The sequence below is a fragment of the Pseudomonas sp. PLMAX genome (genome assembly GCF_046042685.1).
Lineage (GTDB): Bacteria > Pseudomonadota > Gammaproteobacteria > Pseudomonadales > Pseudomonadaceae > Aquipseudomonas > Aquipseudomonas putida_AE.
Map to the genome: position 1 here is coordinate 6173447 of NZ_CP064949.1, position 14494 is coordinate 6187940.

General features: G+C 61.1%; 11 protein-coding genes. 7 read left to right on the top strand and 4 right to left on the bottom strand.

Features of this window, described 5'->3' with window-relative positions; translation table 11 throughout:
* The first annotated feature begins 51 nt into the window (after nt 1-51).
* From DKB71_RS28050 to DKB71_RS28080, 7 genes are all read left to right on the top strand, one after another.
* A complete protein-coding gene (locus tag DKB71_RS28050) occupies nt 52-1212 on the top strand; it encodes an efflux RND transporter periplasmic adaptor subunit (RefSeq protein ID WP_408598787.1) in 1161 nt (386 codons plus the stop codon).
* Nucleotides 1209-4322: a multidrug efflux RND transporter permease subunit gene (locus tag DKB71_RS28055; protein ID WP_408598789.1), complete on the top strand. Its 3114-nt coding sequence runs from the start codon at nt 1209-1211 to the stop codon at nt 4320-4322. Before DKB71_RS28050 ends, DKB71_RS28055 begins: the two co-directional genes overlap by 4 nt.
* A 9-nt stretch (nt 4323-4331) precedes the next feature.
* Nucleotides 4332-5009, top strand: a complete 678-nt coding sequence (locus DKB71_RS28060) for a heavy metal response regulator transcription factor (protein ID WP_033056445.1) — start codon at nt 4332-4334, stop codon at nt 5007-5009.
* A complete protein-coding gene (locus tag DKB71_RS28065) occupies nt 4999-6363 on the top strand; it encodes a heavy metal sensor histidine kinase (protein WP_408598792.1) in 1365 nt (454 codons plus the stop codon). Before DKB71_RS28060 ends, DKB71_RS28065 begins: the two co-directional genes overlap by 11 nt.
* 273 nt (nt 6364-6636) lie before the next feature.
* A complete protein-coding gene (locus DKB71_RS28070; RefSeq protein WP_323627047.1) occupies nt 6637-6858 on the top strand; it encodes a hypothetical protein in 222 nt (73 codons plus the stop codon).
* 249 nt (nt 6859-7107) lie between these two features.
* Nucleotides 7108-8370, top strand: coding sequence for an OprD family porin (locus DKB71_RS28075; protein ID WP_408601167.1), 1263 nt, complete (start codon nt 7108-7110; stop codon nt 8368-8370).
* 120 nt (nt 8371-8490) lie between these two features.
* Entirely contained in the window at nt 8491-9981 is a 1491-nt protein-coding gene (locus tag DKB71_RS28080; protein ID WP_408598794.1) for a diguanylate cyclase, read from the top strand.
* A 77-nt stretch (nt 9982-10058) separates the two neighbouring features.
* Here DKB71_RS28080 and lpxC read toward each other — a convergent pair whose 3' ends face one another.
* The 4 genes from lpxC to DKB71_RS28100 form a co-directional block, all read right to left on the bottom strand.
* Nucleotides 10059-10970 carry a UDP-3-O-acyl-N-acetylglucosamine deacetylase gene (lpxC, locus tag DKB71_RS28085; RefSeq protein ID WP_008060300.1) on the bottom strand — a complete coding sequence of 304 codons (912 nt, stop codon included), beginning with the start codon at nt 10968-10970 and terminating at the stop codon, nt 10059-10061.
* Between the two features lie 112 nt (nt 10971-11082).
* Nucleotides 11083-12276, bottom strand: coding sequence for a cell division protein FtsZ (gene ftsZ, locus DKB71_RS28090; RefSeq protein ID WP_046819017.1), 1194 nt, complete (start codon nt 12274-12276; stop codon nt 11083-11085).
* Between the two features lie 78 nt (nt 12277-12354).
* Nucleotides 12355-13614: a cell division protein FtsA gene (gene ftsA, locus DKB71_RS28095; RefSeq protein WP_008060298.1), complete on the bottom strand. Its 1260-nt coding sequence runs from the start codon at nt 13612-13614 to the stop codon at nt 12355-12357.
* A gap of 13 nt (nt 13615-13627) precedes the next feature.
* The gene (locus tag DKB71_RS28100; protein ID WP_323606942.1) at nt 13628-14494 is read right to left on the bottom strand and encodes a cell division protein FtsQ/DivIB; all 867 of its coding nucleotides are present in this window, start codon (nt 14492-14494) and stop codon (nt 13628-13630) included.

Below are 14494 nucleotides of genomic sequence, written 5' to 3' on the forward strand. Positions count from 1 at the left end.
GAAAGACAAAGCTGCGAACACTTCCATTTCCCGACCCGGCGCCCCTCTCGCATGCGAACCCAGAAAAAATCCGTTCTTCTAGCAGCCTTTCTGATCGTGCTGGTGGCGCTGGGCGCGTGGTACCTGATGAAACCGTCCACGGTTAAAGTCGCCGCACCGACCGCCATTCCGGTGCGCGTGATCAACGTGGTGGAAAAAGACGTGCCCCGCTACGTCACCGGCATCGGCTCGGTGCTGTCGCTGCACAGCGTGGTGGTCCGACCGCAGATCGACGGCATCCTCACCAGGATCCTGGTCAAGGAAGGCCAACTGGTGAGCAAAGGCGACCTGCTGGCCACCATCGACGACCGATCGATCCGCGCCAGCCTGGACCAGGCCAGGGCGCAACTGGGCGAAAGCCAGGCGCAACTGCAAGTGGCCCAGGTCAACCTCAAGCGCTACAAGCTGTTGAGCGTTGACGACGGTGTGTCCAAACAGACCTACGACCAGCAACAAGCGCTGGTCAACCAGCTCAAGGCCACCGCCCAGGGCAACCAGGCGTCGATTGACGCGGCCCAGGTGCAGTTGTCGTACACGCAGATTCGCTCCCCGGTCAGTGGCCGTGTCGGTATTCGCACAGTGGACGAAGGCAACTTCCTGCGCATGACTGACGCCTCAGGACTGTTTACGGTGACCCAGATCGACCCGATCGCCGTGGAATTCTCCCTGCCGCAGCAAATGCTGCCGACCCTGCAAGGCCTGATCAGCGACCCGGAACGGGCCAGGGTCAAGGCCTACATCGGTGCCGACACCGACGGCGAAACCGGCAACCTGCTGGGCGAAGGCCGCCTGACCCTGATCGACAACCAGATCAACGCCAACACCGGCACCATCCGCGCCAAGGCCGAATTCAGCAACGCCGGACAAAAACTCTGGCCCGGCCTGTTGGTGACGGTAAAGATTCAGACAGCGCTGGATAAAGATGCGCTGGTGGTACCCCCCACTGTCGTACAGCGTGGCCTCGATCAGCACTTTGTCTACCGGGTAAACGGCACCAAGGTTGAAACCGTGCCCGTGCAGATGGTTTACCAGGGCAGCGGCCAGAGCATCATCAGGGGGGTGAAACCGGGTGACGTGCTGGTCAGCGACGGTCAATCGCGACTCAAGCCCGGTGCCACGGTGCAAGTGCTGACCGAACCGCCGCAGGTCGTGCAATCGGAGGCGGCGCCATGAAAGGCCACGGCTCGGTATCCGCCTGGTGCATCGACCACCCGGTCGCAACGCTCCTGCTGACGTTTGCCCTGGTGCTGCTGGGGGTCATCGCGTTTCCGCGCCTGCCTATCGCGCCGCTGCCGGAGGCGGAATTTCCGACAATCCAGGTGGCCGCCCAATTGCCCGGTGCCAGCCCGGAAACCATGGCGTCATCGGTGGCCACGCCCCTTGAAGTGCAGTTCAGCGCCATTCCCGGCGTGACGCAAATGACCTCGAGCAGCGCCCTGGGCTCGACCAACCTGACCCTGCAATTCACCCTCGACAAAAGCATCGATACCGCCGCCCAGGAAGTCCAGGCCGCCATCAACACCGCGGCAGGCAAACTGCCCAAGGATATGCCGAACCTGCCGACCTGGCGCAAGGTCAACCCGGCCGACAGCCCGGTGCTGATCCTCAGCGTCAACTCGTCGCTGATGCCTGGCCCTGAACTCAGCGACCTGACGGAAACCCTGTTGTCGCGTCAACTCAGTCAGGTCGACGGTGTCGGCCAGGTGTCCATCACCGGGCAGCAACGCCCGGCGATCCGGGTCCAGGTGTCCGCCGACAAACTCGCCGCCATCGGCCTGACCCTGGCAGACATTCGCCTGGCGATCCAGCAGACCAGCCTCAACCTGGCCAAAGGCGCGCTGTACGGCGAATCGAGCATCTCGACGCTTTCGACCAATGATCAACTGTTCCACCCCGACGAATACAGCCAGTTGATCGTTTCCTACAAGGACGGAGCACCGGTTCACCTCAAGGATGTGGCGAAAGTCGTCAACGGTTCGGAAGATGCCTACGTCCAGGCGTGGGCGGGCTCGCAACCGGGCGTCAACCTGGTGATCTTCCGCCAGCCGGGCGCCAACATCGTCGAGACCGTGGATCGTATTCAGGCCGCACTGCCGGCGTTGCAGGCGATGTTGCCGGCCTCGGTGCAGGTCAAGGTGCTGATCGACCGCACCCAGACCATCCGCGCTTCGCTGCATGAGGTGGAAATCACCTTGATGATCGCCGTGCTGCTGGTGGTGGCGGTGATGGCGCTGTTCCTGCGCCAACTGTCTGCCACCCTGATCGTGTCGGCAGTGCTCGGTGTGTCGCTGATTGCCAGCTTTGCGCTGATGTACGTCATGGGTTTCAGCCTGAACAACCTGACGCTGGTGGCGATCGTGGTGGCCGTGGGCTTTGTGGTCGACGATGCGATCGTGGTGGTGGAGAACATCCACCGCCATCTCGAGGCCGGTGACGGCATGCGCGAGGCCGCGATCAAGGGCGCCGGCGAGATCGGATTTACCGTGGTGTCGATCAGCTTCTCGCTGGTGGCGGCGTTCATTCCGTTACTGTTCATGGGGGGTGTGGTCGGACGCCTGTTCAAGGAGTTCGCCCTGACCGCCACCTCGACCATCATGATTTCGGTGGTGGTGTCACTGACGTTGGCGCCCACCTTGGCAGCGCTGTTCATGCGCGCGCCCGTGCACCACGCCCACGACAAACCGGGCTTCGGCGAGCGCCTGCTGGCGTGGTACGAAAAAGGCCTGCGCCGTGCCCTCGCCCACCAGAAATTGATGATTGGCGTGTTCGGTTTGTCGCTGGTGTTGGCGGTCGCCGGATACATCTTTATTCCTAAAGGCTTCTTCCCGATCCAGGACACAGGCTTCGTTCTCGGTACCACCGAAGCAGCTGCGGATATTTCCTACGGCGACATGGTGAAAAAACACCTGGCGATGGCCGAAATCGTCTCCGCCGATCCTGCGGTTCAAGCGTTCTCTCACTCGGTGGGCGTGTCGGGCAGCAACCAGACCATCGCCAACGGCCGCTTCTGGATCGCCCTGAAAAAACGCGGCGACCGTGATGTGTCAGCCAGCGAGTTCATCGACCGGATTCGCCCGCAATTGATGAAAGTACCGGGCATCGTCCTGTACCTGCGTGCCGGGCAAGACATCAACCTCAGCTCCGGCCCGAGCCGGGCCCAGTACCAGTACGTGCTCAAGAGCAACGACGGTGCCGTCCTGAGCACCTGGACCCAGCGCCTGACGGAAAAACTGCGCGGCAACCCGGCCTTCCGCGACATTTCCAACGACCTGCAACTGGGCGGGAGCATCACCCATATCACCATCGACCGCAGTGCCGCGGCACGCTTTGGCCTGACGGCCAGCGATGTGGATGAAGCGCTGTACGACGCCTTCGGCCAGCGCCAGATCAACGAGTTCCAGACCCAGATCAACCAGTACAACGTGATCCTGGAGCTGGACACCCGGCAACGGGGCAAGGCCGAGAGCCTCAACTATTTCTACCTGCGCTCGCCCCTGAGTGGAGAAATGGTGCCGCTGTCAGCCCTGGCGAAATTCGACGCGCCAACGGTGGGGCCGCTGTCCATCGCCCATGACGGCATGTTCCCCGCCGCCAACCTGTCGTTCAACCTGGCACCCGGTGTGGCGTTGGGCGATGCGGTGATCATGCTCAATCAGGCCAAGGTAGACATCGGCATGCCTACCGCCATCAGCGGTAATTTCCAGGGCGCGGCCCAGGCGTTCCAGAGTTCGCTGGCCAGCCAGCCATGGTTGATTCTGGCGGCGCTGGTGGCGGTTTACATCATTCTCGGCGTGCTCTACGAGAGCTTCGTGCATCCACTGACCATCATCTCGACACTGCCCTCGGCCGGGCTGGGCGCGGTGATCATGCTGTGGATCTGCGGCCAGGACTTTTCGATCATGGCGCTGATCGGGCTGGTGCTGCTGATCGGCATCGTCAAGAAAAACGGCATCCTGATGATCGACTTCGCCCTCGAAGCGCAGCGCAACGGTGGTTTGTCACCGGAAGAGGCGATCTTCAAGGCCTGTATCACGCGGTTCCGGCCAATCATCATGACCACCCTCGCCGCCCTGCTCGGCGCCCTGCCGCTGATGCTCGGCTACGGCACCGGCGCGGAACTGCGCCAGCCCCTGGGGATCGCCGTGGTCGGCGGCTTGCTGGTGAGCCAGGCACTGACGCTGTTCACCACGCCGGTCATATACTTGTGGTTGGAGCGTTTATTTCATAGGCAAACTCTCCCACCAGCAGCTTCGCCAGTGTCAAAGCTGGCGACCACAGACTGAGGCGGGGTCATGCGCGTCCTGATTATCGAAGACGAAGAAAAAACCGCGGATTATCTGCACCGCGGCCTGACGGAACAGGGTTACACCGTGGACCTGGCCCGCGACGGCGTGGAAGGCCTGCACCTGGCGCTGGAAAGCGACTACGCGGTGATCGTCCTCGACGTCATGCTGCCGGGCCTGGACGGATTCGGTGTGTTGCGCGCCCTGCGCGCGCGCAAGCAGACCCCGGTGATCATGCTCACCGCCCGCGAACGGGTCGAAGACCGCATCAAGGGCCTGCGCGACGGTGCCGACGATTACCTGGGCAAACCGTTTTCCTTCCTCGAACTGGTGGCCCGCCTGCAGGCGCTGACCCGACGCAGCGGTGGCCACGAACCGGTGCAAGTGAGCATCGCCGACCTGTGGATAGATCTGATCAGCCGCAAGGCCACCCGCGCCGGTACGCGCCTGGATCTGACCGCCAAGGAGTTCTCGCTGCTCAGCGTGCTGGCCCGTCGCCAGGGTGAAATCCTCTCGAAAACCGCCATCGCCGAAATGGTCTGGGACATCAATTTCGACAGCGACGCCAACGTCGTCGAGGTCGCGATCAAACGCCTGCGGGCCAAGCTCGACGGGCCGTTCGAAGAGAAACTGCTGCACACGATTCGTGGCATGGGTTATGTGCTGGAGAGCCGTGGTGTCCAGTAATTCGATTGCCCTGCGCCTGAGCGGGATGTTCACCCTGGTGGCGCTGCTGGTGTTCCTGTTGATCGGTTGGGCGTTGTACCAACAGGTCGACAAAGGCCTTGGCCTGCTGCCCGAAGCGGAACTCGATGCGCGCTACAGCGTGCTCGAATCCACCGTCGGCCGCTATGGCACGCCCGAGCATTGGGTGAAGATCAACAACAAGCTCAAGCTGCTCGGCGAAGAAGACAAGCGCATCAGTTTCTGGATCGTCAGCGGCGATCCGAACTACGAATACGGCAATCCTACACCGAGCATCCGTGCCTTTGCCGCAGGGCCGCTGGGCATGCGCGACATGCAACTGGCGGATCAGCCCTACCCGCTGAAGGTGCTGGTCAGCCAATTCCCGGCCAAGGACCAGCGCCCGCCCCTGCGCTTCATGATTGGCATCGATACCGAAACGTTTTTCCATACCCAGCACCAGTTGCTGATCGCCCTGGTCAGCCTGGCGGTCATCGGCGTGCTGATGGCCTCGGCGCTGGGTTACTGGGTGGCGCGGATCGGCCTCAAGCCGCTGATCAAACTGTCCCAGGAAGCCCAGCGCCTGGCCCCGCCGTTGCGTTCAGGGCGCTTGCGCCTGTCATCGCTGCCGCCGGAACTGAATCAGTTCGTCGACTCGTTCAACTCGACGCTGGAGCGGGTCGAACAGGCCTACTCGCGACTGGAATCGTTCAACGCCGATGTCGCCCATGAACTGCGCTCGCCGCTGACCAACCTGATCGGCCAGACCCAGGTCGCCCTGACGCGCGGGCGCTCGGCAGAGCATTATTTCGAGGTGCTGCAATCGAACCTTGAAGAGCTCGAGCGACTGCGCTCGATCATCAACGACATGCTGTTCCTGGCCAGCGCCGACCAGGGCAGCAAGGCCACCAAACTGACGTCCACCTCGCTGGCGGAGGAAGTGGCCACGACTCTGGAATACCTGGATTTCATTCTCGAGGATGCCCAGGTACGGGTTCAGGTCAGCGGCGATGCCCTGGTGCGAATCGAGATCGCCCACCTGCGCCGGGCCTTGATCAACCTGCTCAACAACGCCGTGCAGCACACCAGCCCCGGACAAATCATCGAGGTACGGATCGAAGCCGGCGAGCACCAGGTCAGCATCGGCGTGGCGAACCCGGGCGTACCCATTTCCAGCGAGCATCTGCCGCGCCTGTTCGAGCGCTTCTACCGGGTCGATGCCTCACGCGCCAACAGTGGCAACAACCACGGGTTGGGGCTGGCCATCGTCAAGGCGATTGCCCTGATGCATGGCGGGGATGTGTTCGTGCGCAGTAACCATGGGATGAATACCTTTGGTATGCATTTTCCGGTCTGACGGCCGCAATGGATTCTGGCATGACAGAGGATTTGCGGGGTGTGCTGGATTTGTGCTGTGACACCGATCTGTAGGGAGCCGGCTTGCTGGCGATGGCGTCGGTGGGATCGCCATCGCCAGCAAGCCGGCTCCTACAGTGGATCGGGTACAGCCACGACCGATCTTTGCTCTTTGCGTAACAGTCCTTTCATGAATCCGCTCTTTTTCCTTTCCTCCAAGCCCCTTATCTTTGCCCGCACCAAACAGCACTTGCCAAGCAAGAAGGTTTAAAAGATGTCCAACAGTATGGGTATTGCCAGCGCTTTCGTTCTGTCTTCTCTGTTCCTGTCTCCGTTCGCCATGGCCGAAGAGTCGCAGGCCTTCGTCGCGCAAAATGCCGCCCGAGCCGCCGCGTACGAAGAGCACCAGATCGAGATGACCGCCAAAGCCCAGGAGGCCACCCAAGCCCCACAAGCGTCGAGCATTCAGGCCAAGCAGGCTGAAAAAGACAGCTGATTTGCGCGCATCGCTCCAGTTTCCCTCGACACTTTCCATCGGCTCTTCCCAATGAAAAGTTGTCTTCAAAGCCGCTGCCATCAGCGGCTTTTTTTCGTTGTGGTTTTACAACCCGCTGCGTCCTCCCCGCTCCAAAAAAAACCGCTGCAACTGCAAGAACAATGATGTTCCCCCGCTGACCCAGGAGCTTTACCCCCCGTGCGTTTCCCACTCAGTTCCCCTGCGCTGTTCGTTGCAGTCGCTGCAACGATGGCCACAAATACTCACGCTGCCGATGCTGCCCTAGGTTTCACCGAAGACGCCAGCCTCACACTCAACGCACGCAACTACTACATGAACCGCAACCGCCTGCAGCAGGCAGACGACAACATTGAATGGGGCCAGGGTTTTCTCGGCATCTTCGAGTCGGGCTTCACCGAAGGCACGGTCGGGTTCGGCATCGATGCCCATGCCATGCTCGGGCTCAAGCTCGACGGTGGCGGCGGCACGGACAATTCGAGCATCCTGCCGGTCGGCGATGGCAACGGCAAAGCACCGCGCTCGTTTTCCACCGCAGGCGGCACCTTGAAAATGCGCGCCTTCGATACCGAATTGAAGGCCGGCGACCTGTTCCTCACCAACCCGGTGATTGCCGGCGGTGAAACCCGCATGCTGCCCCAGACCTTTCGCGGCGTCAGCCTGAGCAACCACAGCTTTGATGGCTGGCTGATCGAAGGGGGTCAGGCGAGCTTCACCAAACCCTATAACCAAAGCGGCCACATCCGCATCGGCACCTCCTATGGCAGCCTGCCGGAGGGTGACGAGAGCCAGCATCTCAATTGGGCCGGCGTGGCCTGGAGCGGTCTGCCAGGCCTGACCAGCAGCCTGTATGCCGCCGAGCTCAAGGACATCTGGAACCAGTACTACTACGACCTCGATTACACCTATGCGCTCAACGAGGTGGTCAGCCTCAACCCGGGCCTGCACTTCTATCACACGCAAGACACCGGCGATGCGCTGCTCGGCCGCATCGACAACAACACCTACAGCCTGCATTTCACTGTGGGCGTGGGCAATCACAGCGTCACTGCCGCTTACCAGCGGGTCAACGGCAATACGCCGTTCGACTACATCAGCCAGGGCGACAGCGTCTTCCTCGACAACTCCCAGCAATACTCGGACTTCAACGGCCCGAACGAACGCTCATGGAAACTCAAGTATGCCTATGACTTTGTCGGACTCGGCCTGCCGGGACTGACCTCGGCGCTGTCCTGGTCACGGGGCGAACTGGACCTGACCAAGGTCGATCCGGATAGCCCTGGCTATAGCGCGTGGTACAGCGCCGATGGCAAAAATGCCAGGCACTGGGAGCGCGACATCGAACTCAGGTATGTGGTCCAGGCCGGCCAGGCCAGGAACCTGGCACTGCGCCTGCAATGGGCAACCAACCGCGGCGGCAACGGCTATGGGGCACTGGACCAGGACACCGACGAGTACCGGGTGATTTTCGACTACCCGCTCAATGTCTTCTAAGCTTCTATAAACAAAAAGGCCGGCAGGTTTTGCTGGCCTTTTTTTTATCCGGGTGTCCGGGACGCTGCCCGATTCTTGTCAAAGAATGTCCCCGACGTCTAGACAGCAGAAGCCAGAACCATGAGCGAGCGCGCGACCACTCACCCAACAACCCGATCCAGGCAATCCGAGCGGCTGGTGATTCTCGGCAGCGTGTTGCTGGTGCTTGCGATCCTGAGCATCGTCGCGTTTCTGCTGGTGCGTGAACGCGCCAATGCCGAACTGTCAGCCAGCCGCTCCGCCTCCAACATCGTGCAATTGATCGAAGCCGACGTCCTGCGCAACGTCGAGCTCTATGACGTGTCCCTACTCGGCTTGATCGCAGCCTCACGACGTGAAGACCTCATGCAGGTTTCCCCGCAGATCCGTCATCTGGCCTTGTTCGATCGCGCCACCGCGGCCCCCTACAAGGGTGACATTCTGTTGCTCGATCGGGAGGGTAACGTGCTCGCCGACTCGGCTTCACGAGAACCCAGGGCAGGCAACTTTGCCGACCGCGAGTACTTTCAGTCCCACGTGAACAACAGCGACCCGGGCATGTTCATCAGCCGGCCTTTTCGCTCCCGGATGGCCAACAACGAATGGCGCATCAGCTTCAGTCGCCGGATCAGTGGCGCTCAAGGCGAGTTCCTTGGCGTCGCCGAGGCGGCCATGCGCCTGAGCTACTTCGAACAGCTTTTCAACAGCCTGAACATCGGTCCCGACAGCTCGATCAGCCTGATCAACAAGGATGGAATCCTGCTGGCCCAGGTCCCTCGCCTGGGCGAAGACCTGACCGGCACCGACTTCAGTACCCGTCCCAACTTCCAGCGCATCGTCAAGGAAGGCAACGGCAGCTTCAGCAGTGTCTCCAGTCGTTATCAAGACCAGCGGCTGTATACCTTCTCCCAGGTGGGCAATCTGCCGCTGATTGTCATCGTGGCGCTGTCGGGCGCAGAAGTGTTCGATTCGTGGCAACGCACGGCGTTGGTGGTCAGCCTGGCGACCACTGCCCTGTGTGCGTGCCTGCTGTGGCTCACCTGGCTGCTCTGCCGCGAACTGCGCCTGCGCCACCATGCCGAACTGGAACTGGCGCAACTGGCCGCCACCGACGCGCTGACCGGCCTGGCCAATCGCCGGACGCTGGACCAGACGTTGCGCCATGAATGGTTTCGCGCCCAACGTTCCGGCAAGCCATTGTCGTTACTGATGATCGACGCCGATCACTTCAAGGCCTTCAACGACCGCCATGGCCATCAAGCCGGTGACGAGGCCTTGCGCACGGTGGCCCAGGTGTTGCGCAGCCACGTGCGGCGGCCGACCGACCTGGTCGCGCGCTACGGTGGCGAGGAGTTTTCGGTGGTCCTGGCGGAAACCGACATGGCGGGCGCGCAGCTGATCGCCGAGCACATTCGAGAGGCCGTCGAACAGCTTCCATTGATCGACGGCGCCGACTCGCCGATGACCGTGAGCATTGGCATCAGCACCTGGAACGCCTGCAGCGACATCAACCTGGAGGTGCTGATGTTTGCCGCGGACAAGGCGCTGTACCAGGCCAAGGAGACGGGACGCAATCGGGTGGTGGCGCTGTAGCCAGCAGCGAACAATATCCGCACCATAAAAAAAGGCCACCCGAAGGCAGCCCTTAAAAAACTAGAGAGGTTTTTTACTTACACGGCCGCAACAGGGCGCATGTAAGAGATCGGTGCGGTGCTGGCATCTTCGAACGTCACGACTTCCCAGGCATCTGTCTGCTCAATCAACTTGCGCAGCAGCTGGTTGTTCAGTGCGTGGCCGGACTTGAAGCCCTTGAACTCGCCAATCAGGCTATTGCCCAGCAGGTAGAGGTCACCAATTGCATCGAGGATCTTGTGCTTCACGAACTCGTCTTCGTAGCGAAGGCCGTCTTCGTTCAGTACACCATCAGCGTCGACCACAATGGCGTTTTCAACGCTGCCGCCGAGTGCGAGGTTGTGCTTGCGCAGGTACTCGATGTCACTCATGAAACCAAAGGTACGGGCGCGGCTGACTTCTTTTACGAACGAAGTGCTGGAAAAATCCACGCTTGCACTTTGTGTGCGGTCACGGAAAACCGGGTGATCGAAATCGATCTCGAAGCTCACCTTGAAACCTTCGAAAGGGACGAAAGTGGCGCGCTTGTCGCCGTCTTCCACAGTCACTTCGCGCAGGATACGGATAAACTTCTTCGCGGCGTCCTGTTCTTCCAGGCCAGCCGACTGAATCAGGAATACGAAAGGTCCAGCGCTACCATCCATGATTGGCACTTCGGACGCGGAGAGCTCGACGTAGGCGTTATCGATGCCCAGGCCAGCCATGGCCGAGAGCAAGTGCTCCACCGTGTCCACTTTGACGTCACCGTTGACCAGCGTGGTCGACATGGTGGTTTCGCCAACGTTTTCCGCGCGTGCAGGGATCTGCACCACAGGATCGAGGTCGGCACGACAAAACACAATGCCGGTGTCGATCGGCGCAGGCTTGAGGGTCAGGTATACCTTCTCCCCGGAGTGCAGACCTACACCTGTGGCACGGATAATATTTTTCAGTGTGCGTTGTTTAATCATGGCTTGGGCCGCTTCAGCGCAAATTGCGAACTGGTATCAACAAAGGCTGGCGATGATAGCAGACCACGCCTTTGCTGAACACCAATCAACTTCATAGCCCTGATACATTTCATCAATCGGCCTGACGACGCAGGAAGGCCGGGATGTCCAGGTAGTCCAGATCATCTTGCGGATTCATCTTCGCGGCAGTCGCAGCACCGGCCTGGGCCTGGTTGCGCATGACGGTCGGACGGTCCAGGTCACGGTAGTTCACCGCTGGAGCTTCCTGACGAACAGGGGCCTGTTGTTGCGGCTGGGAAGCCATCGACGTGTGCACGGTATTGTCGATGATCTTCACCGGCTTCTCGATTTTAGCGCCCAAACCGGTCGCAACGACAGTCACGTGCAGCTCGTCGCGCATGTCCGGATCGATAACGGTACCGACCTTGACCATGGCGTGCTCGGAAGCGAAGGCTTCGATGATGCTACCCACGTCGGAGTACTCACCCAGGGACAGGTCAGGACCGGCGGTGATGTTCACCAGGATGCCGCGTGCACCTTGCAGGTTCACGTCTTCGAGCAACGGGTTGCGAATGGCCGCTTCGGTGGCCTCGCGTGCACGGTTCGGACCGCTGGCGCAGCCAGTGCCCATCATCGCCATGCCCATTTCGCTCATCACGGTACGCACGTCGGCAAAGTCGACGTTGATCATGCCCGGACGCTTGATGATGTCGGAGATACCGCGAACGGCACCGGCCAGAACATCGTCAGCCTTGGCGAAAGCCGACAAGAGGCTTGCGTCCTTGCCGAGGATGGTCAGCAGCTTCTCGTTGGGAATGGTGATCAACGAGTCGACGCTTTCCGACAGCAGGCGGATGCCTTCATCGGCGATCTGCATGCGCTTGCGGCCTTCGAACGGGAACGGACGAGTCACCACCGCAACGGTGAGGATCCCCATTTCCTTGGCCACTTCGGCAATGATTGGCGCAGCACCGGTACCGGTACCACCGCCCATGCCCGTGGTGATGAACACCATGTTGGTGCCCTGCAGGACTTCGGCAATGCGCTCACGATCTTCGAGAGCGGCCTGACGACCTACTTCAGGGTTGGCGCCAGCGCCCAGACCTTTGGTCACGCCGGTACCCAGTTGCAGGATGGTCCGCGCGCCAATGCTCTTGAGCGCCTGGGCATCAGTGTTGGCGCAGATGAACTCAACGCCTTCAATGTTGCTCTTGACCATGTGATTCACGGCGTTGCCGCCGCCACCGCCAACACCGATAACTTTAATCACCGGGCTTGCGGGGATGTTGTCTACGAGTTCGAACATTTTCCCTCTCCTTTACGTTCTCTAGTTTTTTCGCCTACTGCCTGTATCTACAACGGTGTTGCGGTGTTGCGGTAAATCTTAGAAATTGCCCTGGACCCAGCTCTTGATGCGATCGAGCAAGGCGCCTTTGGGTTCTTCGTTGCTGAAGCTGTCGCGGCTGCCGATACCCGAGAACGAGATGCCGTCGGATTGCTTCTGCAAGCCGTACATCAACAAGCCAACGCCCGTGGAATAAATCGGGTTGCGCACCACGTCATCCAGGCCTTTCACGCCGTGAGGCACGCCCAGGCGCACCGGCATGTGGAAGATTTCCTCGGCCAGCTCGGTGGCGCCTTCCATCTTCGCCGTACCGCCGGTCAGCACGATGCCGGCCGGGATCAGGTCTTCGTAGCCACTGCGACGCAGCTCGGCCTGGATCAGCGTGAACAGCTCGTCGTAACGCGGCTCGACCACTTCGGCCAGGGCTTGGCGGGACAGCTCGCGCGGCGGACGGTCGCCAACACTTGGCACCTTGATGGTTTCACCGGCGCCGGCCAGTTTGGCCAGGGCACAGGCGTAGCGGATCTTGATTTCTTCGGCGTACTGGGTCGGGGTGCGCAACGCCATGGCGATGTCGTTGGTCACCTGGTCGCCCGCGATCGGGATCACCGCGGTGTGACGGATCGCGCCTTCGGTGAAGATCGCGATGTCGGTGGTGCCGCCACCGATGTCCACCAGGCACACGCCCAGTTCTTTCTCATCGTCGGTCAGCACCGAGTACGCGGACGCCAGTTGCTCGAGGATGATGTCGTCGATTTCCAGGCCGCAGCGACGCACGCATTTTTCAATGTTCTGTGCGGCGTTGACGGCGCAGGTGACCACGTGGACCTTGGCTTCCAGGCGCACACCCGACATGCCCAATGGCTCGCGGACGCCTTCCTGGTTATCGATCACGTAATCCTGCGGCAAGGTGTGCAGCACCCGCTGGTCAGCCGGGATCGCCACGGCCTGGGCGGCGTCGAGCACACGCTCGAGGTCGGCCGAGCTGACTTCGCGATCACGAATCGCCACGATGCCGTGGGAGTTCAGGCTGCGGATGTGGTTGCCGGCCACGCCGACAAATGCCGAGTGGATGCGGCAGCCGGCCATCAGCTGCGCTTCTTCGATGGCGCGCTGGATCGACTGCACGGTGGACTCGATGTTCACCACCACGCCCTTCTTCAGGCCACGGGACGGGTGGGTGCCGATCCCGACGATTTCCAGCGTGCCGTCGTCCGCGACCTCGCCGACCAGCGCCACCACCTTGGAGGTGCCGATATCGAGACCGACGATCATTTTGCCGCTTTGCACGTTTGCCATGGTCCTGCCTCTCTTAATTCTTCGCGACAGCGGGTTGGGCTGTCGTAGGCGCTACTGGTTCCCGCCAGCCAACAGCGAGGCCGTTGGCGTAGCGCAGATCGATGCGCGCAATGTTCGTAATCTGTTCTTTGAGCGTCTTGTCATAGATGGCAATGAAACGGCGCATCTTCTCTACCAGGTTGCCGCGTCCCAGCAGCAGTTCGATCCCGGGCCCGGCACTGCCAGGGCCGGTCGTCAGGAACCAGCTGCCTCGTTCGCGCAACTCCAGGCGCGCAATCGAGAAGCCCAATGGCCTGAGCAGCTGGCTCAGTACCTGGTATTGCTGCATCACTTGCTGCTGGGCCCGCTGCGGACCGAACAACTGCGGCAAGTGTTCGTAATTGGCCAGCTCGCGCGGGGTAAACGCCTGCCCCTGGTTGTTCAATAGCGATTCGTCGCCCCAACGGGCCACCGGCAATTGTTCTTCCAGGCGAATCACCACCTGGTCCGGCCACACCCTGCGCACTTCGGCATGGGCAATCCATGGCATGGTTTCAAGCTCGGTGCGCATGCCCGCCAGGTCGATGGTGAAGAAGCTCGACGCCACGAACGGGGCGATTCTCTGCTGCACCGCTTGCTGGCTGATGTAGCTCAGGTCGCCCTGCACCGCGATTTTGGTGATCGGTCGGTCGGCGTACGGCAACAAACGCTGCGCGCCTTCGTAGGTACCGAACCCCAACGCCACCAGCAGCACCGGCCAGAACAAGGCTTTGAGAACACCGAAGTTGGCTTTCGGCAGGCGCGCGGACATCGGCTCTTTGGCCACCATTCGGCTGGCACCCCGCGGCACCGGCTTGCGGCCGGGTGCGGGTGGCTGATGTCTCAACTGTGCGCCTTGCAT